This is a genomic window from Jatrophihabitans lederbergiae, from assembly GCF_031845305.1.
GTDB lineage: Bacteria > Actinomycetota > Actinomycetes > Mycobacteriales > Jatrophihabitantaceae > Jatrophihabitans_A > Jatrophihabitans_A lederbergiae.
The window spans coordinates 1-21,621 of record NZ_JAVREH010000058.1; the positions used below are offsets into that span (position 1 = coordinate 1).

The 21,621-nt window shown below is 65.5% G+C and carries 19 protein-coding genes and 2 pseudogenes; 9 read left to right on the forward strand and 12 right to left on the reverse strand.

Annotated features, from left to right (window positions below; genetic code table 11):
- Positions 1 to 114 precede the first annotated feature (114 nt).
- Both pulA and RM423_RS21180 read right to left on the reverse strand, forming a co-directional pair.
- Entirely contained in the window at positions 115 to 2,694 is a 2,580-nt protein-coding gene (gene pulA / locus RM423_RS21175; protein WP_311425036.1) for a pullulanase-type alpha-1,6-glucosidase, read from the reverse strand.
- A complete protein-coding gene (locus RM423_RS21180; protein ID WP_311425037.1) occupies positions 2,637 to 3,323 on the reverse strand; it encodes a pullulanase X25 domain-containing protein in 687 nt (228 codons plus the stop codon). The genes pulA and RM423_RS21180 overlap by 58 nt, the downstream gene beginning before the upstream one ends.
- 133 nt (positions 3,324 to 3,456) lie before the next feature.
- On the opposite strand from RM423_RS21180, the gene RM423_RS21185 reads away from it, so the two are divergent.
- Positions 3,457 to 4,464, forward strand: coding sequence for a LacI family DNA-binding transcriptional regulator (locus tag RM423_RS21185; protein WP_311425038.1), 1,008 nt, complete (start codon positions 3,457 to 3,459; stop codon positions 4,462 to 4,464).
- A gap of 245 nt (positions 4,465 to 4,709) precedes the next feature.
- On the opposite strand, the gene RM423_RS21190 is transcribed toward RM423_RS21185, so the two are convergent.
- The 7 genes from RM423_RS21190 to mtnK are packed head-to-tail and all read right to left on the reverse strand — an operon-like array spanning position 4,710 to position 12,239.
- Positions 4,710 to 5,738 (reverse strand): ABC transporter permease, encoded by a 1,029-nt coding sequence (locus tag RM423_RS21190; RefSeq protein WP_311425039.1) that lies wholly within the window; start codon positions 5,736 to 5,738, stop codon positions 4,710 to 4,712.
- Positions 5,735 to 7,369 (reverse strand): sugar ABC transporter ATP-binding protein, encoded by a 1,635-nt coding sequence (locus RM423_RS21195; protein ID WP_311425040.1) that lies wholly within the window; start codon positions 7,367 to 7,369, stop codon positions 5,735 to 5,737. Before RM423_RS21195 ends, RM423_RS21190 begins: the two co-directional genes overlap by 4 nt.
- 5 nt (positions 7,370 to 7,374) lie before the next feature.
- Positions 7,375 to 8,529: a sugar ABC transporter substrate-binding protein gene (locus RM423_RS21200; protein ID WP_311425041.1), complete on the reverse strand. Its 1,155-nt coding sequence runs from the start codon at positions 8,527 to 8,529 to the stop codon at positions 7,375 to 7,377.
- 56 nt (positions 8,530 to 8,585) lie between these two features.
- Positions 8,586 to 9,398, reverse strand: a complete 813-nt coding sequence (locus RM423_RS21205; RefSeq protein WP_311425042.1) for an N-acyl homoserine lactonase family protein — start codon at positions 9,396 to 9,398, stop codon at positions 8,586 to 8,588.
- Between the two features lie 53 nt (positions 9,399 to 9,451).
- Positions 9,452 to 10,093 (reverse strand): DAK2 domain-containing protein, encoded by a 642-nt coding sequence (locus RM423_RS21210; protein ID WP_311425043.1) that lies wholly within the window; start codon positions 10,091 to 10,093, stop codon positions 9,452 to 9,454.
- Entirely contained in the window at positions 10,090 to 11,085 is a 996-nt protein-coding gene (locus RM423_RS21215; protein ID WP_311425044.1) for a dihydroxyacetone kinase subunit DhaK, read from the reverse strand. Before RM423_RS21215 ends, RM423_RS21210 begins: the two co-directional genes overlap by 4 nt.
- Positions 11,082 to 12,239: an S-methyl-5-thioribose kinase gene (gene mtnK / locus RM423_RS21220; RefSeq protein WP_311425045.1), complete on the reverse strand. Its 1,158-nt coding sequence runs from the start codon at positions 12,237 to 12,239 to the stop codon at positions 11,082 to 11,084. Before mtnK ends, RM423_RS21215 begins: the two co-directional genes overlap by 4 nt.
- A 118-nt stretch (positions 12,240 to 12,357) precedes the next feature.
- Here mtnK and RM423_RS21225 point away from each other — a divergent pair, with 118 nt between their 5' ends.
- The gene (locus RM423_RS21225; RefSeq protein WP_311425046.1) at positions 12,358 to 13,107 is read left to right on the forward strand and encodes a GntR family transcriptional regulator; all 750 of its coding nucleotides are present in this window, start codon (positions 12,358 to 12,360) and stop codon (positions 13,105 to 13,107) included.
- Between the two features lie 64 nt (positions 13,108 to 13,171).
- Here RM423_RS21225 and RM423_RS21230 read toward each other — a convergent pair whose 3' ends face one another.
- A complete protein-coding gene (locus RM423_RS21230) occupies positions 13,172 to 13,549 on the reverse strand; it encodes an ArsR/SmtB family transcription factor (protein WP_311425047.1) in 378 nt (125 codons plus the stop codon).
- 100 nt (positions 13,550 to 13,649) lie between these two features.
- Here RM423_RS21230 and RM423_RS21235 point away from each other — a divergent pair, with 100 nt between their 5' ends.
- The 4 genes and pseudogenes from RM423_RS21235 to RM423_RS25955 all read left to right on the forward strand — a co-directional run.
- Positions 13,650 to 14,762, forward strand: a complete 1,113-nt coding sequence (locus RM423_RS21235; RefSeq protein WP_311425048.1) for a cation diffusion facilitator family transporter — start codon at positions 13,650 to 13,652, stop codon at positions 14,760 to 14,762.
- Between the two features lie 359 nt (positions 14,763 to 15,121).
- Positions 15,122 to 15,610 (forward strand): DUF6153 family protein, encoded by a 489-nt coding sequence (locus RM423_RS21240; protein WP_311425049.1) that lies wholly within the window; start codon positions 15,122 to 15,124, stop codon positions 15,608 to 15,610.
- Positions 15,592 to 16,326, forward strand: coding sequence for a DUF305 domain-containing protein (locus RM423_RS21245; RefSeq protein ID WP_311425050.1), 735 nt, complete (start codon positions 15,592 to 15,594; stop codon positions 16,324 to 16,326). Before RM423_RS21240 ends, RM423_RS21245 begins: the two co-directional genes overlap by 19 nt.
- A gap of 67 nt (positions 16,327 to 16,393) precedes the next feature.
- Positions 16,394 to 16,543, forward strand: a pseudogene (locus RM423_RS25955) (multicopper oxidase domain-containing protein); the annotation flags it as partial.
- A 16-nt stretch (positions 16,544 to 16,559) separates the two neighbouring features.
- Here RM423_RS25955 and RM423_RS26295 read toward each other — a convergent pair.
- Positions 16,560 to 17,294 (reverse strand): annotated as a pseudogene (locus tag RM423_RS26295) (putative Ig domain-containing protein); the annotation flags it as partial.
- 935 nt (positions 17,295 to 18,229) lie between these two features.
- Positions 18,230 to 18,916 (reverse strand): DUF1345 domain-containing protein, encoded by a 687-nt coding sequence (locus tag RM423_RS21260; protein ID WP_311425053.1) that lies wholly within the window; start codon positions 18,914 to 18,916, stop codon positions 18,230 to 18,232.
- A gap of 438 nt (positions 18,917 to 19,354) precedes the next feature.
- Between RM423_RS21260 and RM423_RS21265 the strand changes: the two genes are divergently transcribed.
- The 3 genes from RM423_RS21265 (at position 19,355) to RM423_RS21275 (ending at position 21,366) form a co-directional block, all read left to right on the forward strand.
- Entirely contained in the window at positions 19,355 to 19,723 is a 369-nt protein-coding gene (locus RM423_RS21265) for a hypothetical protein (RefSeq protein WP_311425054.1), read from the forward strand.
- Between the two features lie 343 nt (positions 19,724 to 20,066).
- Positions 20,067 to 20,447 (forward strand): cupredoxin domain-containing protein, encoded by a 381-nt coding sequence (locus RM423_RS21270; protein ID WP_311425055.1) that lies wholly within the window; start codon positions 20,067 to 20,069, stop codon positions 20,445 to 20,447.
- Between the two features lie 145 nt (positions 20,448 to 20,592).
- Positions 20,593 to 21,366, forward strand: a complete 774-nt coding sequence (locus tag RM423_RS21275; RefSeq protein ID WP_311425056.1) for a hypothetical protein — start codon at positions 20,593 to 20,595, stop codon at positions 21,364 to 21,366.
- Positions 21,367 to 21,621: the final 255 nt, after the last annotated feature.

Below are 21,621 nucleotides of genomic sequence, written 5' to 3' on the forward strand. Positions count from 1 at the left end.
CTCCACTACCTTGAGCACGGACGTACCTTCCCGACCAGCGTTGCAGCGCCGGCCTTGCTCGATCACCACATGGCTACCGGGAAGGTACGTCCCACCCGGCCTCAACCACAGGTTTCAAGCATTGCTCCTCGGGGATGCGTTGAACACGATGACCATCCCCCTGAGGGCAGGATCGGCGTTCGGGCCGATGGTGTCGTCGATGCGCTCGACGATCACACCAGGGGTGGAGTTGGGTCCGCTGTCGGGGAAGCTGAGCTTCTGTTGGATCAAACCCCTCGAGCCTAGGTGCAGCAGCGGGCTGGTGGCTCGGACCTTGAGCAGCATCTCGGACTGGGCTTCAGCCGCGAGCAGGTCGGTGTGGTTCGGTTTGAGGGCTGGGTTGGCCAGCAGCGGCTGGGCGTAGGGCCAGAAGGCCTGGTTGGACGCCGCCGGCGGCAAGCCCTTGCCGAAACCGTTAGTGGTTAACGACGGGTCGAGTCCGTTGAACCAGTCACCGGAGTCGTAGCTGTTGCCGTCGAAGGACTTGCTCCGGAGGTCTTCGGTGCCGCCTTGCCAGAACGACACGCCCTGGGAGAACGCGGTGGTGGACAGGGCCAGGGTCTGCATCCTGATCCGGTCGGCCATCGTGGTGGCGACGGGCAGTTTGTAGGTGAGCAAGTCATACAGGGTCTGGTTGTCGTGGACGTCGACGTAGTTCACCGCTTCCTGCGGCTGGGAGGTGTAGCCGGTGGGTTGGCCGTTGTAGTCGACCTGGGAGCCCTTCACCGTGGCCCCGGTCCGGTCGGTGAACGTGTAATCCTTCAGGTTGCCGGTGAGCGCGATCTTGATTTGGTCTTCGTACGACAACAACTTCGCCTTCTGGGTGGCGGTGTCGCCGTTGACGCTGTCACCGTTGGGGTCGGTGAACAGGCCGGAGGCGAACCCTTGGGTGCGCGGGTCGGTGTCGTTGAACGCGCCGCCGCGGACGGCGTCGCGAAGACGGTCGTTGAACGTTCCGACGCCGGTACCGGCCATGTTGGCCTGGCTGGCTTGCACGAACAGGGCGTCGTCGGCGACGGTGCCGAAGTTCCAGCCTTCACCGTATAGGTAAATCTGCTTGCCGTTGACTCCGTCGTCGTGCGTGAGCTTGAGGCCGTCCAGCTTGTGGCGAAGCTGCTCGATAACGGCCTTGGGGGTAAAGCTCATCAGATCGAACCGGAACCCGTCGACCTTGTATTGGGTCGCCCAGGTCATGACCGAGTCGATGAGCAGCTTGCCCATCATCAGGTGCTCGGAGGCGGTGTCGGCGCAGCAGGAGGAGGTGGTGACCTTGCCGGTGGCGTCGAGGCGGTGATAATAGCCGGGCACGATCCGGTCCAGGTCGTTGGTGCCTGTCTGACCGGAGTCGGCGGTGTGGTTGTAAACCACGTCCATCACGACCCGCAGATGGTCGCGGTTGAGCGCGGCGACCATGCGGCGGAACTGCACGGTCCGCGCCGCGCCCTCGGCATTGGTCGAGTAGGAGCCTTCAGGAGTGGTGTAGTGCTGCGGGTCGTAACCCCAGTTGTAACCGTCGTCGCTGGCGACCGCGGTCACGCAGGCCTGCTGCTCGGTGGAATCCGGCGGCAACGAGGGCAGGTCGCAGCGGGGCGTCTGCCACGTTGATTTGATTTCGTTCACCGACCGGGTCGCCATGTCCGCGAGCGGCAGCAGGTGCACGGTGGTCATGCCGGCTTTCGCCAACGTCTTCAAATGTTTCACGGCGTTGCTGGCGGTGTCGGTGAAGGCCAGGTAGGTGCCGCGGTCAGGCGCGGGCACGGTCGGATCGCCGGCGGAGAAGTCGCGGATGTGCAGTTCGGTGATCGACTGGTCAACGGGCTTGGGTAGAGCTGGTTTGGTTCGGCCGAGGTCATCCCACCCGCGTGGGGCCGTCTTCGGGTCGGACAGGTTGATGAACAGGCTACGTTCGGAGTTCGTGGACAACCCGTAGCTGTAGGGGTCGGTGACCAGGTTGTGTTCGACCTTGCCGGTTTCGGGCACGTACACCTGCACGGTGAACAGGTAGTAGAGGTTCTTCCAGCCACGTGTGCCGGTCACGCTCCAGACGCCGTTGGCGCCGCGCGTGAGCGGCCTGGTGCTGATGGGGTCGGTGATGTGCCCGGAGGCGTACACATCGACCGAGACAGCTTGGGCGGTGGGCGCCCACAACGCCAGCTTGGCGACGCCGTCGTGCCAGCTCAGGCCGAGGGTGGCGGTGGCCGCGCCGGCGTCGATGTCGTCCAGTACGCCGGGGATCTGCAGACCGGTGCCATCGATCAGGTTGCCGGCGGAGTCGAACGCGCCGACGGCGACCTGGCCGGTGAGGATCGTGGCGGCGTGGGCGGCGTCGCGGTCGGACAGCTTGAGGGCACGCAGTCCAGCTTGAGCCGGGAATTTGGTCTTCACCGAAGCGGGCAGGCCGCCGGGGTTCACGGTCAGGGGGTAGGAGCTGCCTCCGGTGATGCCGGTCGGGGTGGCGGCCAGGCCACCGTTCGGTGCGGCGTACAGCCGGTAGCTCACGGCGGGTGTGGCGGTGTCGACGTTCCACCCGATGTAGTGACGGGACAACCAGTAGGCCTTGAGCGGTTTCAGGCTGGGCAGGGCGTTGTTGGACACCGTCAGCACGTGGGTGGCCGCGACGTAGGAGAAGACGACCTTGGTTCCGTCGGCGGGCACGCTGAAGGCGATGTTGGGGCCGCCGGGGACACCGCCGGCTCCGTAGCTGACGTCCCAGGACAGGCCGACCGCTGCTTTGACCTGGTAGTCCCGGCCGGGATAGCGGTGGTCGTGAACGTGTAGACGCCGGTGCCGTTGGGGTCTTCCAGCCAGGACCGTAGGCAGTCCGGTGACCAGTCTGCGGGGCAGCCCAGCTTGGCCTGGAAGTTGCCGGCTGCCGTGACGATCGGTCCGTCGAGGTTCGTGGTCACCCAGTGGGTGGTGTCGTAGTAGAACGTGACCTTCGTACCATCCGCCGGCACCGTCAGCGTGATGTTCGCCCCGCTGCTCGACCCGCCCTGGCCGTAGCTGACGGCCCACGACTTGTCCAAGGTCGCCTTGTACTGATAGCTGCGCGCCTTCAACACCAGCGTGGTCGACCAGACGTCGTCGTTGGATCGACGAGTGAGCTGGGTCTGGGCGCATTCCGGCTGCCAGTCACCGGGACACCCGACCTGGGCGCCGAAGGTGCCCGACACCGACACGGCGTCGGGCTGGGCAGGGGCGGCCGACGCGATCATCGGCACCGCCGTGATCGACAGGGCCGTGAACACGCTGAGCACGCACGCCAGCCAGGACTTCCGGTTCATATCGCTCCTCGACAGCCTGCGATGCGCTAGGGAGTAGTGCCAACACGGGACGTTAGAACAAGTTTCAGTTTTTGGAAGAGTGCATCAACCGATGTATTACCGGTGTGGAAGATCCTTCGACTACTGTCACAGCGTGGCCGCCCGGCTGAACGAGATCGCCGCCTACGCCGGCGTCAGCGTGGCCACCGCATCGCGCGTCCTCAACGGCCGCCCTGGGGTAGCCGAGGTCACCCGCAAAAACGTCATGACCGCGGTCGATGTCCTCGGCTACGAACGTCCGCCCAGCCTGCAACCACGCCGGCTCGGCCTCATCGGCGTCGTCATCGCCGAACTGGACAACCCGATCTTTCCGCTGTTCGCACAAGCCATCGAACGAGCCCTACCGTCCTTCGGGTACAACGCACTGCTGTGCACCCGCCAACTCGGTGGACCGGCCGAACGCGCAACCATCGAACTCCTCCAGGAACACGGCGTTGCCGGAATCGTCTTCGTCTCGGGCAGACACTCCGACACCCTCGCCGACCATGCGCACTACTACGAGCTGCGAGACCAAGGCGTTCCGCTGGCATTCATCAACGGCCACATACCGGACCTCGACGCCACCTTCGTCGCCACCGACGACCTCGCCGGGATGGACCTCGCCGTCCGACACTTGCTCGAACTAGGTCACCGACACATCGGCTTAGCCACCGGCTCCAGCCGCTACGTACCATCGACCCGCAAACTCGCCGCGTTCCGGCAAGCCATGCGCGGCCACCGCACCGATGCCGTCACTGCCGAACACATCGGCGACTACTCCATCGAAGGTGGCCATGCCGCCGCCACCGACCTCATCACACGCGGCTGCACCGCCATCGTCGCTGCCTCCGACATGATCGCGCTCGGCATCATCCGCGGAGTCCGCGCCCTCAACCTCGACGTCCCCCACGACATCTCCGTCCTCGGCTGCGACGGCTCGCCCATCATGTCCTTCACCGACCCTCCCCTGACCAGCCTCAAACAACCCGTCGAGCAACTAGCCGCCGCCGCCGTCAGGTCACTCATCGCGGAAATAGAAGGCACTCCCCGACCACGCAACGAACTTCTCTTCCAGCCCGAACTCATCCTTCGGGGATCCACCGGCTCCAGCCACCACCAATAGCGGTCCTTTCCTCCCTGAGAGCGGTCTTGAGAACCGTCTTGGTCAGCTGCTTGAGGTGGTCTTGCGGTCGTGACCGGCCACCGGCCCGACCTAGGAGCGCTGGCGCTCGACTTCGCCCGCTCAGCAATCAGGCATGCGTGTCAGGTGTGCTCCTGGGACCCCGCGCTTGCGGCCAGCGTCGAGGGAGAGCACCGCCCGCCACGGCCTAACCGTCACCTCTGCCCACGGACAGGCCCCTGGACTGCTCAGGTGCCGACTTTCACTTTGCGGGCCTCGGCCCGGGCCACGATCACGGCGACAAGCAATACCCCGCCGTTGAAGATCGGCTGTACCCAGAACGGCACACCGAGCAGGCTCAGCCCGTTGAAGCCGACGGCCAACAGGAGGATGCCGACGACCGATCCGATTACGTTGTACCGCCCGGCCCGGTAGGTCGTCACGCCCAGGAAGGCGGCCGCGTACGCCGGCAACAACAAGTCGGGCCCGAACCCGGGGTTGGCACTACCGCTCTGCCCCAGCGCCAGCACGCTGGCCACACCGACCATCAGACCGCTGACCGTGAACGCGGCGATCTTCAACCGTGCGGTGCGAAGACCGGCCAGGAACGACACGCGCTCGGAGCCGCCGACCGCGTACCAGCTCCGGCCGAGCGGTGTCTGCTCGAGCACGTAGAACAGCACGATCGCGAAGCCTATGGCGATCCATACCGAAATCGCGAGCGGCCCGGCATAGCCTCCACCGATCTTGGTGACCACACTGGGGATCCCGTTGAACAGGACCTTTCCGCCGCTGGCACCCTGGGTGAATCCCTGAAGGACGATGCCGACGCCCAGGGTGGCTATGAACGAACTGATCCCCACTTTCTGCGTGAGCAGGCCATTGATGAGGCCGACCACTCCGCCGAGAAGGATCATCGCCGGAATCACGACGAGCGCACCCTGGCCGTGCCCGGCGAGGAATGCTCCCAGCACGGCGAGGAACCCGATCAGGTATCCGACGGAGAGATCGAATTCTCCGACAATGAGCGGGAACATCACGCCGAACGTCATGAGCGCTGTAATGGTCTGCACGATGAGGACGTTCTGCACGTTGCGCAGGGTCAGGAACGCGTCGGTGCTCAGCGCGAAAACCACGATGAGGACGATCAGAATAGCGACGGTGCCGAAGCTGCGCCCACCGGCGAGAACAGCTCGCCAGAGAGACGGGCGAGATTCTCCGGTCGACGAGACCGTCGGTTCGGGCTCGGGCAGCGTCGACTCAGTCTCGATTGTCATTGGTAACTCCACTCGATGACGGTCTCCAGGGTCAGTTCGGACCGCGGTATTTCGGTGACAAGTTCGCCGGACCGCAGCACCAGCACCCGGTTGCAGATCCGGACCAGTTGCTCGGGTTCGGTCGAGAAGAACAGCACACAGACGCCACGCCGTGCGGCGTCCGCGACGGCATCGAAGATCGTCTCCCGAGCGCCGGGATCGACGCCATAGGTGGGGTCGTCGAGCACCAGCACGGACGGGTGCAGGAGCAGCCACTTACCCAGCAGCACCTTCTGCTGGTTGCCGCCGGACAATCCGCCGAACAGGTTCTCCGCCTTCGGCGGACGGACGTCGAAAGCCTGGATCACGCTGTTCACCACGCGCTGCCGGAGCGAGGGCTTGTGCCAGTACTCGCCTAGCGACGGCAGGATGACATTCTCGTTCACCGACAGCGATGCCACCCCACCCGCGCGCAGCCGATCGGCCGGGATCGCTGCCAATCCGGCGTCGAGCATCGCTCGAGGCCGGCCGCCCTTGGTGAGGATCTTGCCGCCGATCTCGACCTGTCCTGCCAGCCACGGATCGTCCCCGGACAGCAGCCTCGGCAGTTCCTCGACGCCGCTGCCACGCAGTCCCGCGAAGCCGACGATCTCACCCGCTTCGGCACGGAAAGCCAATCCGTGCAACTCGGCGCCGCGCAGATTCTCCACGCGGATCACCGGGCCCGACGAACGGTCCTGCGCGGAGGAGAGTGTCCTTTGTACCGGGGCGGCATTCCACAGCGACGTCAGCCGATCCGGTCCGGCGCCGGACCGAGTCGGCGGTGTATCGCCCGGCCCGACCACGAGGGGCTGGCCCACCATCTCGGCGACCAGTTCGCTGTTCGGACGACGGGGGGCGCCTGCCTCCCGGTAGACCACGCTCCCCGCCCGCAAGACCGTGATGTCGTCCGCTATTTCGAGTTCTCCGAGGCGGTGCGTCACCATCACGATCGCGACGCCCATGTCAGCGACCGACCGCAGCCGATCCAGATGGCGCTGGGTCTCCGATTCCGGTATCGCGGCGGTGACCTCGTCCACGATCAACAACTTCACCGGTAGACCACCCCCGCCCGGATCGGCACGAGCACCGGGAGCAGCGTTGTCGTCGAAGAGATCCCCCACCACGATGGCCAGCGCCAAACCGGCCCGATCGGCCGGCTGCACGGTGCTGCACTGCTGCGCCGCACTGACCGGCACGTCCATCCGATCCAGCAACCGCTGGACCTGCCGACGCAGCCGGCCCCAGGCGATGGGACCCAGTTGGGCCGCTCCGAAGCCCCGGAAGATCGCGACCGCCTCGGTCACGCTGAGGGTGTCGATCAGTGGCGCTTCCTGGTGGACGACCCGGACGCCCCTTGCCGCGGCCTCGGCCGGCGAGCCCATGCCCCCCAGCCGAGCGGACGAGAACTCGATGGCCCCGGCATCCGGGGCGTAGACGCCGGACATTATCTTCACCAGCGTCGACTTGCCGCTGCCGTTGGAACCGAGCAGGGCGTGAATCTGCCCAGGCTCGAGATCGAGGCTGACCTGGTTCAGGGCGACCAGGTCACCGAAACGCTTGGTGATCCGGTCAAGGGACATCGTCGGCGTGGACACGGTCCGCAGAGCCATCGCGATCAACTCTTCCAGAGTGCGATGAACTTGCTCTGATAGTCATACGGTGCGGTCCAGCTGCCTTCCTTGGTCGGCAGATTGGTCTTGTCGAGCACCTGGAACGGCAGCCCCTCACCGGCCGGAGCGATCAGTGGCTGCTTGTTGAGCAGTCGAATCGACTGATCCACCATGGCGAAACCCATGTAGATGTTGTCGTAGGCGGCATCCGCTGCCTGCACCTGGCCGGCCTTCACGAACTGCAGATTCTGCGCGTTACCCAGCGCGCTAACGATCTTGACGTTCTTGCCCAAGCCCGCGGTCTGCAGAGCCTGCACCTGCGCGGCTGCAGGCGGATCGAACGCGGAGTAGAGGTAATCGACATCGGGGTGTGTACGGACGTAGTTGACCGTCTGCGGCCCGAGCGAGGAGGCGATCTGGGTGGCGGTGAAGTACTGGACGTCCGAGGACTTGCAGGTGGTGCAGGCCTTCAGCGCCGGGACGATGCCGGTTTCCTGGGCGTTGATGGAGTCGAACTCCTTGTCGCCGTACACCGCGACGTTCGCCTTCCCCTTGGAGTCAGCGATGATCCAGTTCGCCAGGTGCTCACCGAGGCTCTTGTAATCAGGTGAAACGTCGACGGCCGGCAGGATCTGGCCGGCTGCCGCCGCCGGTACGGCGTTCGGGCTGCTGGTGCCCGACGATCCGGAGACGATCAACGCACCAGCCTTCTTCGCCGCGGCCAGCCCGGTCTGCACCGCGCTCGGGGTGATGGCGATCAACGCGATGACATCGGCGCCCCACGACACGGCGTTGAGGATCTGCGTGTTCTGTGTGGTCGGTGTGCCGCCGCCGTCGAAGGTGCGTGCCTGCCAGCCGATTGCCGTCGCTGCCTTGGCAATGCCGTTGGCCGGGATGACACATCCTTCCAGGATGCTGTAGCAGGTGATGGCCGCGATCTTCTTGCCGGATGGCGCCTTCGCCGGCGTGGTCGGTCCGGTGAAGGTGGCCGGAACCATCTCGCGAGCCTTGTCCAGCATTGCGGAGTAGTCGGTTCCTGACCCGCCGGTATCACCGTTTCCGGAGCCACCGGTGCTGGTCTTGCTCGAACTGCAGGCCGTCACAGCCAGTGCGGCTACCGCCGCCAGGACGGCCAGACGAGCAGGATGCTTTGACGTCACTGTGGTGCTCCTTTGCTTGCTGATCACGGGGTCGTGAGTGGTGGTGCGCACGCTGGTCAGGCGTCCGCGTTGCGGTTGGGAAGCGAATTGATGTCGCCGGGTAGTGGCTCGCTGCCGATGGTCGGGATAGTCGGAAACCCCGAATTCTGGTACTTGGAGATGTTGGGGTCGTGGTTCATCAGCACCAGGTTCGCGCTGGTACGGATCCGTTCCAGCGATGCGAATCCCTGCTCGATGGAGGTGGCGCCGCCGGGCGGAGACGGCCGGTAGAAGCTTTCCGGCAGGCAGGCGGCATCGCCTGCGACGCACAGCAGACCTTCCGCCGTGTTGACCAGGACGGACTGATGTCCCTTGCTGTGCCCGGGAGTCTGGATCAGGCGGATCCCAGGCAGCACGTCGTAGTCGTCGACCGAGATCAGCTCGTAGTTCAGATGGCTGATCGATTCGTCCGTCCAGGCGAAGTCGTACAACTTGGTCTGTGACGGGATGGGGTTCTTCGCGTACTCCCACTCGACCCGCGAGACCACGAATCGTGCGTTGCGGAAAGCCGTGTTGTTCTCGGCGTGGTCGTAGTGCAGGTGCGAGTTGATGACGATGTCCACGTCGGCCAATGACCAGCCGAGCTCGCCGAGCGCGTTCTCGATGCTCTCGTCGCGCTCCCGCCAGCACGGGTTGAGCTCACGGTCCCACTTGTCATGATCGCGGATACCGGTGTCGATCAACATCTTGTACCCGTTGCCCTCGACGGCGGCGGCCCAGACCGGCAGGTTGATGGACTCCCCGAAGCCTGACATGTACGTCATCGCAGCCTTGGGAACGCCGAGGGTGCCGAGCTTCAATGCGGTAATCCGGTAATCCTGCATTGCCATCTCCGTTTCATCGTCGGGTCTTCCTGTCCTGCCGGACGGCTGAGCGGCGTGAGTCACACCACCTCGTCGGGCAATGCCTCCGGGTTCGCTCGCGCGAATGCCTCGAGCAGTCGCAGGTAGGCGGTGGCACCGCCGTCGGGGTGTCCGATGGTGCGTTCGCCGACCCAGGCGGCTCGGCCACGCTGGGATTGCAGTGAGGCGGTGTCCGAGACGGCCTGCCGGGCCGCCTCGATCATGGCGCCCAGCGCCGCACGGTCGTCGGCCCCGGCCGACTCGAGCACCTCGATGGTCGGGACCAGCGCGTCGAGGATCGTCTTGTCACCGAGCTGGGCACCACCGCGGGCTTGGATGGCTGTGGTCGCCGACTCGAGAATGAGGAGGAATCCCTGCCGGTCAAGGACTTTCGTGGCACCGAGTTGCTTGGCCGCGGCGAGCAGGCCTGACGCGACGAGCGCCGACATCGTGGACGGATTGGCCGACGCGAACCTGGTGGCCGCGGTGCGCAGGATCAGTGCGGGATCGGCGTCCGGTGGCAGTTCGGCCAGGCTGGCCCGGATCGCGCGTGCACCGGCGCTGACGGTGATCCCGAGGTCCCCGTCCCCGATCGCCGCGTCCAGATCGCGTAGCTCGTCCCGAGCCGCCTCGAGGGTGACGAGCGAGTCGTCCAGGACGGCGCGCAGTTCGTCGGCGTTCACTGGCGAAAGAAGGGTGAGGACGCCGGGGCGTCGATCAGTTCGGTGAGCTCGCGGTCGAGGACCAGCACCGTAATCGACGCGCCGGCCATCTCCAGACTGGTGGCGTACTCACCGATGTACTTGCGGACGATACGGCTACCGCGCTCGGCCAGCAGCTGGTGTGCCCGCCGGTACAGCAGATACAGCTCTTCCAGCGGGGTGGCGCCGAGTCCGTTGACGAGCACCATGACCTCGCTGCCCTCGGCCGGTGCAAGGTCATCCATGATGGCGTTCACCATCCGGTCCGCCACCTCATCGGCGGATTCCAACGGCCCGCGATGGCTGCCCGGCTCACCGTGAATTCCGATCCCGATTTCCATGTCGCCATCGGGTAGTTCGAAGGTCGGCTTGCCGGCGGCGGGCAGAATTGCCGGTGACAGTCCGACTCCGGCCGTGCGCATCGACGCGATGGCCTTGACCGCAATCCGAGCCACCTCTGGCAGGCTGTCACCGCGCTCGGCGGCGGCGCCCGCGCACTTGTAGGCGAGCACCATGCCGGCAACACCACGTCGCGTATCGGCCTTCTCGGCAGGAGCGCTGAGCACGTCGTCGTGGACGAGGACGGTTTGCGTGCTGATGCCCTCGAACTCGGCCAGGTCGGCGGCCAGACCGAAGTTCATGACGTCCCCGCCGTAGTTGCCGAACAGGTACAACACGCCCTTGCCGCCGTCACTGGCCTTGGTGGCTGCCAGGATCTGCTCGGCCGAAGGGGACGAGAACACGTTGCCCACCGCGACCCCGGAACACAAGCCGATGCCGACGTAGCCGAGGAACACCGGCAGGTGCCCCGATCCGCCGCCGGTGACAATGCCGACGCGTCCGGCCGGCGAACCGGCGCGCACGATCGCGCGCGGCTCACCCGGAGCGGTGACCAGCTCGTCCGGATGGGCGAGCAGGATGCCGTCGAGCACCTCGTCGACAAAATTGTCCGGATCGTTGATGAGCTTCCTCATGGGTTGGCGTCCTCTCCCACGGCGCGATGCCACAGGTCCTCGAAGGTATGGACGGTGCCGCCGAGCAGCAGAGCACGGCCACCGGAAATCCCCCGCGACTGGGCGATCGCCCGCGCGGGTAACGCAAGTGAGTCGATGTCCTTGGCATGCGCCAGACCGACGATCCGACGGATCATCTCGAGGCCGGCGAACCGGGCGGCGTCGCCGATGAACTGGGACAGGAAACGCGCGTACCACGGCTCAGCCGGATTCCACAGCCGCTTGGTCTCGTCCATCAAGGCGGCCCAATAGTCGGCGGCATAGCCGTCGACTACGCGGCAGAATGCGAGGTTGCCGGATTCCTCGTGAGCGAGCCGGGACAGTGCCAAGTTGGCCAGCAGCACGCCGGGATCGAAGCCGAAGGGTCCGAAGAAGGCGAATTCAAGGTCGATGACGCGGGTGTCGCCGGCCTTGGACATCACCGACCCGGTGTGCAGGTCGCCGTGGATCAGCGCTTCGTCCCGGGTTTTGAAGGCGAACCGCATTTCGGCGGCGGCGCTGCGTAGCAGTCGGTCATGCTGCAGCGCCCGGGCGAGTGGCGCAGTCTCGTCGTCGTAGCGGTTGGATTCCGCATCGGTGTACGGCGCGGTGAAGATCAGGTCCTCAGTGACCAGGCACAGTTCGGAGTAGACGAAGCCCTGGCGCAGCACCTTGCGCTGCCTGCTGGGCAGCAACAAGTCGCTGGTCCCGAGGATCACCGCGGCGCTGTAGCGGCCGACCGCATCCGCCACGCCGTCGAGCACCTGGCCGGCTATCAGAGACTCTCGCCAGGTGACGTGCTCGGACAGGTCTTCCAGGACCAGCGCTGACATCTGCTCGTTGAAGTCAATGGTGTATGGAAGCACGCCGGGCGCAAGCTTGGTGTGGACGTCGATGGCATTGGCCTCGATGCGCGCCCGATGCCTGGTCAGCGGCCAAGCCTCGCCGGCTACCCGAAGGTAGGGCAACGCCTGCTTCACGATGACTGACGACGTCGCACCGCGGACGCGGAAGACCACGTTGAGGTTTCCGTCGCCGATCTCGGTCGCGTCGAGTGGGTCCTCGTCCAGAAAGGGGCGGGCGAAGTCGAGTACCGATTGCTCGTCCAACGGCACGTAGCCGGAGGTCCAGTCCATCGTGTCGCTCCCCCCGGTGTCCTACCTTGCGGAACTTGATAGTTGTCGGACAACTGACATCTGTCAAGTCAAATTCACGGTACCGTCGACACCGGACGATCGGCGGAGGTGGACGAAGGTGTTGGACACGGGCGGGCCGCGGCTCGGTAACCGCAAGACCCTGCCGACCCAGTTGGCGGACGACCTACGGGACCGTCTGGCCAAGGCGGAGTGGCGACGCGGGGAACAGTTGCCGACCGAGGCCGATCTGGTGGCGGAGTACGGGGTCTCGCGGACAACCGTGCGTCAGGCCTTGAAGACGCTGGAGAACCAAGGGCTGATCATCATCCGGCGGGGACGTGGCAGCTTCGTGTCCAGCGACGCGATGATCAGGGCCGGCATGCAGGAGCTGACTTCGATCACGTCGACGATCGCCCAGATGGGCCACAAGCCGGACATGATCTACCACCATCGGATACTGAGACCGGCATCGTCGGAGGAGTGCGAGATCTTCGATCTGGACCACGGTGACCAGGTTCTCGACATCCAGCGCAAGATCCTCGCCGACGACGTCACGGTCGCGTACTCCTACGACGTGCTACCGCGGTGGGTGTTCGCCGACGACTTCCAGCCCGACCAGCTCACCGGCTCGGTGTTCGCGTTCCTGGCCGCGCACGACGGCCCCACTCCCCTGCGTGCGCTGGCCCGGGTGCACGCGGTAGCCCGTCCACAGGTCGCATGGGACGAAGATTTCGCCGCGGACCAGCTCTTTGTGCTGCTCGATCAACTGCACTACGACCAGCGTGCCCGGCCGTTCATGCACACCACGAGCTACTTCATCGAGGGCCGCTTCAACTTCACCGTGGTGCGAGTGAGCCCCACCCGCTGACCCCTTCAAGAAGCTGCAGCGGATCCTGACGTCGGTTGAGACTCACAACGGTGTCGTCGCGACGCTAATCGTGCACAGGTACGCCCGACACCTGATGGTCGGCCTGGAACAGCGCCTCTGAGAGCAGCGTCCGCACGTGACCGCCGCGCAGCGAGTACACGACCCGCTGGCCTGCTCGGGTGCCTTCGACCAGGCCCGCGAACCGCAGCTTCGACAGGTGCTGGCTGGCGACGGTGGGTCGGCAGCCGGCGACAGCGGCCAGGGTGGCCACATCGAGGTCGGCCTCGCGCAGCGCCCACAGCATCCGCACTCGGGTCGGATCAGCCAGCAGCGCGAATGCGGTCACCGCGGCGCTCACCTGGGCAGGTGTCAGATCGTCGGGATGGGTTGTCGCCGGCTTCCCATCGGCAGGTGCTGAAACCGTGATGCGCCGGGCAGTCATAGCCACACCCTACTGCGTGCTACTGCATATTCGCAGATATGAAGGTACTGGTACCGTTCCCTGAAAAGCCTTCCCCACTCGTGTGAAAGCAGACCCCCCAATGAGCCACCTGCGCACGTCCGACGGCGTCCGGCCGGAGGCGGGTATCGTCGACGTGCACCAGCACGATGCACACGACCACGACCACGACCACGACCACGATGCACACGACCACGAACACGGCGCCTCGGTCCGGACGAGGATTGTGCATGAGGTGTCGGAGTTCCTCGGCGGCCACTCCCACGATGCCGCTGACCAGATCGATGACGCGTTGGAAGCCGATGCCACCGGCAGGCGCGCCCTGTGGATCAGCCTCGCCGTCCTGGCCACGACCGCCGCCCTGCAGTTCGTTGTCGTTCTGTTCTCAGGCTCTGTGGCACTGCTCGGCGACACGGCGCACAACTTCGCCGACGCTGCCACGGCATTCCCGCTGCTGGCAAGCTTCGCACTGTCCCGACGAGCGGCGACCTCCCGCTACTCCTACGGCTACGGCCGCAGCGAGGACCTCGCCGGACTGTTCGTTGTCGCGGCGATCTTTGCCTCCAGTGCTTTCGCAGGCTACGAGGCGATCGATCGGCTTCTGCACCCGCGCGACGTCACGCACCTGTGGGCCGTGGCGGCTGCGGCGGTCGTCGGATTCGCCGGCAATGAGCTCGTCGCCCAATACCGGATTCGGGTGGGGCGCCGGATCGGTTCCGCCGCGCTCGTCGCTGATGGGCTGCACGCGCGTACTGATGGCTTCACCAGTCTGGCCGTACTCGTTGGTGCCCTCGGCGTCGCGCTCGGCTGGAAACAAGCCGACCCGATCATCGGGCTGCTGATCACGGTCGCCATCCTCGGCGTCCTCCGCTCCGCGGTTCGCCACGTCGGGACCCGCCTGATGGACGGGGTCGATCCCGGGCTGGTGGACACAGCACGGGACGCGGTGTCCGACGTCGACGACGTCGTGAATGTCGCAGACCTCAAGATTCGTTGGATCGGACATACCCTCCGTGCCGAGGTGGACCTCGATGTCACCCCGGACCTGACACTGCTCCAAGCGCACGAGCTCGCCCACCACGCTGAAGCGCACTTGCTCGCACGGTTGCCGCGACTCACCGCGGTGACGATCCACACCAGCCCTGCCGGCGCCCACCCACGTGGAGGAGCCACCGCGCCGCCGGATCCGCTGTAAGGCGCACCATCCTCCGCGGTGTGCACGGACGCGCCTGGGTTCCCGGCCCGGTCGCCTAGAGCCACCAGATCGTCGGTGTGCAGATCCAGATGAACGCCCGGCACTTCCAAGCGAATCGCCTGCGCAGGAAGGTGTCACTGTCGGGACCGCGGTGTGTCGAGGAAGGCGGTCATCCACCGGACGGTCATCTCGACATCGTGTCTTAGCCGCCGTCCACTGCATGAGCTGGCTTTGCAGCTATACCCGATGGGGGTATCTTGATGAGAAGCCGCTGCCCAGCCGCCGGAGGAGCATGTGTACCACTGCGTCACCACGCCATTGAAGCCGGCGGCCAGGAACCTGAAGACAACGTGAGGCGAGTGAACACGATGGCCGGCACCTCCCGATACGTCAAGCGGCGTTCGGCAGGGCTGTTGACCTGGGGCCGGTTGGTCCTTGCGGGCGCGATCCTGTTGGGGCTGTTCGCCATGCACGGCCTGACTATGGCCGACACGACGCACGACACGATCCGCGGCAGCCGCCACGTCACCGCGATGACAGCTTCCGTGGTGATCACGCCCGCCGCGCACGCCGTCCACGGAATGATCGCGGAGGCCCGTGCGGGTCACCCGATCCCGATGCCGATCCCCGGTGGTGGACACGGCTCACACGATCCCCTGCACACGTGTTTGGCAGTGCTCACAGCACTGGCAGGGCTCGCGCTGCTGGCCGCGGCACTCGCCATCACAGGCAGGCCGGTGGGCGGGGTCGCGGCACTGGGTGGACTGGGAGGCGACGCGGCCCGACGAAGGCACCGGACAAGACCTCGGCCCGCGTCGATCGTGGAGCTGTGCATCAGCCGGACGTGAGTCGCCGCGGTCACGCCCTCGTCCCGATTGATAGCCGCAATCTCTCCAACTCCGAAAGGCACTTCACCATGCGTATCGCTACCCGCATCGCCGCCGGCTTCCTCGCTTCAGCGACCACTCTGACCCTGGCCGCTTGCGGCTCGTCCAAGACCTCCGGCATGGATTCGATGTCGACATCCGGCGGCTCCTCACCCGCAGCATCGGCTTCATCGTCGATGTCGATGTCGATGTCGATGTCGGACAGCCACAACCATGCTGACCTCGCCTTCGCCACCGACATGATCCCGCACCACGGCCAGGCCATCGACATGGCCGACATGGCGGTGAAAAAAGCCACCAACAGCCAGGTCAAGCAACTGGGCATCCAGATCAAGGCCGCCCAGGACCCCGAAATCAGCACGATGAGCGGCTGGCTGAAGGAGTGGGGCGCTCCCGTGCCGTCGGCGTCGATGCCGGGCATGGACATGGGCGGCATGAGCATGAACGGCATGATGAGCGCCGACGAGATGAAGCAGCTCGACGCCGCCACCGGCACCGCATTCGACAAGCTGTGGGTCCAGATGATGATCAAGCATCATCAGGGTGCGATCGCGATGGCCAAGACGGAACTGGCAAGCGGGCAGTACCCGCAGGCCAAGGCCTTGGCTCAGTCGATCAGCAACTCCCAGGCGAAGGAAGTCACAACCATGCAGAGCCTGCTGAGTGCGCTGGGCTGATCCAGCCGTACCTCCTCGCTGTGGCCCCGTTCCACCGGTCGGTTTCATACCCGGCCGGTGGAATCGAGGGGTTCGCAAGGACACCGCCATCGTGCTGCCGATGCGGAGTCTGTCGGTCGACTTCGATGCCGACAACCCGGGGCGGTGGATGCTGCATTGCCACAACGCCTATCACGCCGAGGTGGGGATGATGACCCGCGTCGACTACCGAACATGACACGGCGGTCGGGGCCCTAGCTGAGGGTCACTGCGATGTCGTCGAGGACGAAGGAGGTTTGTTTCTGGCTGTCTTCGGTGGCGGTGTAGGTGAGGGTCGGGTTCTGCCCGGCGTAACTGGAGACATCGAATGTTTTCGCGAGGTAGCCGGTGTTGTGCTGCAGATTGCTGTAGGTGGCCAGGACGGTTGTGCCGATCTTGACGGTGAGGGTGTCGTAGGCGGTGCTGGTGGTCGTTTCGGCGGTGTCGATGTGCAGCCAGAAGCTGAGGCTGGCATGGCACCCGGCCGGGATAGTCACCGGCTGGGACAGGGTGTCGGTCGCGGCGCTGCCATAGCCGTCCAGCCATGCGTCCCACGTGCCGGTGTGCGCCGGCTCCGCGGTGCTGTTACTGATGATCCCGGTGCTGGCGGTCCAGGGCGGCGCAGTGCCGGTTTCGAAGCCCGGGTTGCCGAGCTTCTGCCCGGTGCAGCCACTTCCCGACCCGGCTACCGTCCACGTGAAGGAAGCCGATCCGGATGCCCCGGTGCTGTCGGTAGCGCGCAGTGTCACGGTGTAAGTCCCCGCGGTGGTCGGTGTGCCGGAGACCAGACCACTGGTGGTGTTGATCGCCAGACCGGTGGGCAGGCCGCTGGCCGCGTAGGTCAGTGTCTGCCCCGACGCGGAATCCGAGGCGCTGACCTGCAGGCTGGTCGCGGTGCCGACCGTCGTGGTCTTGCTGCCAGGGTTGGTCACGGTCACGGTGTTCGAGCCGGCCGTACCGAATTGCACGTCCAGGACGGAGTGCAGTTCGATGCCGTTGGGGGCGACGCCCGTCTGGCCGTGCAAGAAATCGAAGAAGCCCACACCGGTCACCGTGACCGCCGTGTTCGCGGTCTGGAAGCTTCCGGTCGCGGTGTACTTGGCGTCGAATTCGCCGCGCGCCTTCTGGATGCTACCGGCCAGCGGGCTACCAGCACCGACGCAGGCCGGGTCCGGGATCTCGGCGATCATGGTGTGGCCCGACCCATCGGACAACACCAGGTGATAGTCCGAATCGGCTTCTAGCTTGTACTGCGTCATAGTCGCGCTCAACCGAAACACCGTGGCCTCGGTCGGCAACACCCGGTTGTTGGCCGGCAAGCTGGCAGGTGCGCTCAGGGAAGCCAAACCGGCGATCGTGGTGGGCGTGGTCGACTGCAACGTGACTCTGCCGGCGTCCGCGTCCGTCCCGGTCTTCACCGACCAACGCTCAACCCCGCAACTGCCAGTGGAGGAGTTCGGAGCGGCAAGGACCTCCTCCACCTCCTCAGCGTCAGGGCGAGAGGACCGCCGATGTGAGTCGGCCGCAGCCTCGCCAGCCATAATTCCGATGCCCGTCAGAGCCAGTACCGCTCCGGCCGCAGCCCATCGCCGCCACTTGCGCACCATCAGCCGCCTCCGCACTCACCCTCGACAATGTTCGGGACGAATCGTCCTCAATGCCGTACGGCAGGGATCATGCGCCGGAAAGTCTCATGACGCCAGCGGGGATCCGTTACTGATGCTCCAGCCGCATCGTCTCGCACGCCTGCTCACCGCAGAGCGGACACGTGATTGTCGACTCCGAAGCGGGTGACGACGACCCGGCGCGCTGGAAGTTCAACGCGGGGTCCCTGTGGGTCCAAGGCCGGGCCAGGGAGTCCCACGCCAGCTCAACGGCGCACCCATTACCCTCCACCGCTGCTACTGGCCAGGCCCGCGACGAGGTTGATGGTGGTGGCCAGGATGACGGCACCGAACAGATAGGACAACAACGCGTGCCGCAGTGCGGTGGCCCGGATCGCCGGCGTCTCCAGGTCGGTGTCAGACACTTGGAACGTCATACCGAGGGTGAAGGCCAGGTAGGCGAAGTCGCTGTAACGCGGTGGCGCTGACTGGTTGAAGTTCACGCCGCCGTCTTTGCCTGTGTAATAGAGCATCGCGTACCGAAGCGTGAATACGCTGTGGACCACGAGCCAGGACAGGATGACGGTCGCGACTCCCACTCCGGCCAGGATGTCTTGTGTGGAGCCCTTGGCCGAGCTGGCTTGCAGTAGGAAGAAGCCCACCGCGGCAAGGCTCACCACTGCCGCCGCCAGCAGCAGCGTGTCACTCAGCGACCGGGTGGGATCTTCCCGGGTCGCTCGTTCGGCGGTAGCCTCGGCGCCCATCGGCCAGATCGAGAACCACAGCCACAGGAGCAATGTCACTGCCGCGGCATCCCACCCGACAGCGGGTGCGTATCTGCCAGCGCCGAGCAAGGCGACGATGACGGCAATCGCGATCCCGACGGCGAGCGACACACCCAGCCGGATACCGGTGTTGACACCTTTTAAGTTGCGTGGACCTGTCGACGTCTTGCCGGTGCTCGTCATCCCTGCACTGTTGCAAGAAATGGGCGCCCGACGGCTTCGACGCGCCGACCTCCAGCGGTCAAGCGAGGAACGGACTGGTTGCGAGCACTGACGCGTGGCGCACGCCCTTGAGCGACGCGCCGCGTACACCACTGGAGTGATGTCAGCGGAAAGGTGGGACATCTGGTTGGCGCTGTACCGGCTGCTGCCAGCCGCAAGTCGGGTGCGCCTCGCCGCATGCTGAAGCCGGTGCGGCTTACGGGCGACGCCCTGGCTGGTACTGGTGATCAACCGATCCCTGATCTCCTCAGTCGTCTACCTCGTTATCCGGCCGTAGCTGAACCGTGCCTACAGTGCCCCTCGCCGGGTACGACTTTCGTATCGTCACGGCGGAGCGCGAAGCTCAAACTTGCCGAGCGAAAACTTCTTGAGTGAGGCTCGCTGTGCCATCGTGGAGGGATGCAATCATCACCCTCGAACTGGTATGCCGTCCGAACCGTCCTTGCCCAAGTAGGCACGGCCCTGCTCGACGGAGAGCCCGCGTGGACCTACAAAGAACGGATCACGCTCTGGGCGGCGACCTCGGTGGAAAACGCCGTAGCACTGGCCGAAGCTGAAGCCGTCCGATACGGCTCCGAAGTAGACGCGACCTACTTAGGCGAGGCAGACGCGGTCCAGCTCACGACCGGGCCTACGTCCGGCTCGGAGGTGTTCTCCAGTCTTCGGACGAGCCTCCTCGGCCCGAACGACTATCTGCGACAGGTCTATGGGGCTGGCGAAAAGTCCGACGACCAAGGGACGATCAGGCCTCCTGAGAACCGCACGTGAGCCCCATCGCAACAGTTTCCGAAGCTTCGACCAGACTCCTCGATCTTGCGGAACGGCACTAGATTTCATCGTCGCTGGATCTAGGACTCGCCGCCCGCTCGACGATGGTGGGCGCTGTGATGGCATTGGGTCCCATCCGGGGTGGGTTTGGTGGCGAATTGCTGTGTGATGGCACCACGTTGGGTGGGTGTCCGCGTGAGCGTTGGGGAGTTGCACGGTTATGGCGACCAGGTCCAAATGGGTGCGTGTGGGGTTCGGAGCTTGTGTGAGTGGGGCTGCTGTTGTGCTGTTGTCGGCGTGTGGTTCGTCGGGCTCGAATTCGGCCGGTGGGCAGTCCTCGTCCATGCCGATGACCTCAGCGGCGATGTCGTCGATGGCGGGGTCTTCCACACCGATGTCGTCGATGGCGGCATCCTCGGCGGCGGGATCCTCGGCGGCGGGTTCGTCGATGGCGGGGTCCTCAACTGCGGCGCAGCCGGCGGCGATGATTCATATCGATAAGTTCAAGTATGCGGTGCCTGCCTCGGTCAGTCCGGGGGCCAAGGTCAGTGTGATGAATATGGATGGTGAGGCCCATACGGTGACCGCTGACAGTGGGGGTGGCTTTGATGACAAGGCGACCGCGGGTGCGGTCACGACGTTCACCGCGCCGTCGAAGCCGGGAAGCTACCCGTTCCACTGCACGTATCACTCCAACATGCACGGCGTACTGGTCGTCAAATAAACCGTCACGTTGCCATCCGCGAGAGCACCGCAGCGAGCCGTGCGTGTGCCCAACGTGTGTCCAATCCGTTGGGTGGGTGGTGGCGAATGACGGTGTGTTTCACCCGCCGCCGGTGGATGTGCCGGCACTGTCTTGGAGGAAAAGCATGAAGAAGTCCCTGCTCTTGGCCGCACCGGCGTTGGCGATCGGCGCGATGGCCCTGGCCATGCCCGGTGTCGCCTCCGCAGCTGATGGCAGCTCCTATCAGGCCCAGCTGGGCGCCCTGAACCATTCCTCGGGCTCGGGTTCGTTCATGCTGCAGCTCAACGGCTCCCAGGCCACCATCACCGAGCACGTCAGCGGACTGGCCGCGACCTTCGGTGGCAAGCCCTACCCGCACGTGCAGCACATCCACATCGGCGCCAAGGGCGACTGCCCCACCACCGCCGCCGACACCAACAACGACGGTGTGATCAGCACCACCGAAGGCGCACCCAGCTACGGCGCCATCGGCACCACCCTGTCGACCTCCGGTGACACCAGCGCCGCCGCCGGGCTGACCCTGACCACCGCCCCCTCCGGTGCCGGCTTCGACTACTCCCGCACCATCAGCCTGGACTCCAAGACCCTGGCCTCGGTCAAGGCCGGCACCGCCGTCATCGTCGTCCACGGCCTGGACCCCGCCACCCTGTCGACCAAGGCCCAGGGTGAGAAGAGCGACCTCGCCCCCGCCCTGCCCCTGGCCGCGACCTCACCCACCCTGTGTGGCGCACTGACCGCCTCCCAGATGTCGGCCATGCCCGGCGGCGCGGCCTCCACCGGCGGCGGCGCCACCACCGGCCTACAGGACCAGACCCTGATCGGCACCGGCGCCAGCCTCATCACCGCCGGCGCACTCGCCGGAGCACTCAGCTACCGCCGCCGCACCACCAACACCTGACCAACACAACACCCGAACCAGAATCACCTTGTCCGGTCAGCACAATCAGTACTGATCTGACACCCCGAGCGGCACGGCCAGCAGACACGGATTCCCCATCGCTGGCCGTGCCGCTCGGCCGTCTTCTAGGGACTGTGCAGTAAACGGTGTTTCTGGCCCGACGCGCCGGTTGTGATGCCGGCGGGAGAGGTGCCGTGATGACGGCGACACTGGATGATGTGGCGAAGAAGAAGGCAGCGGAGCAGTCGGCTGAGC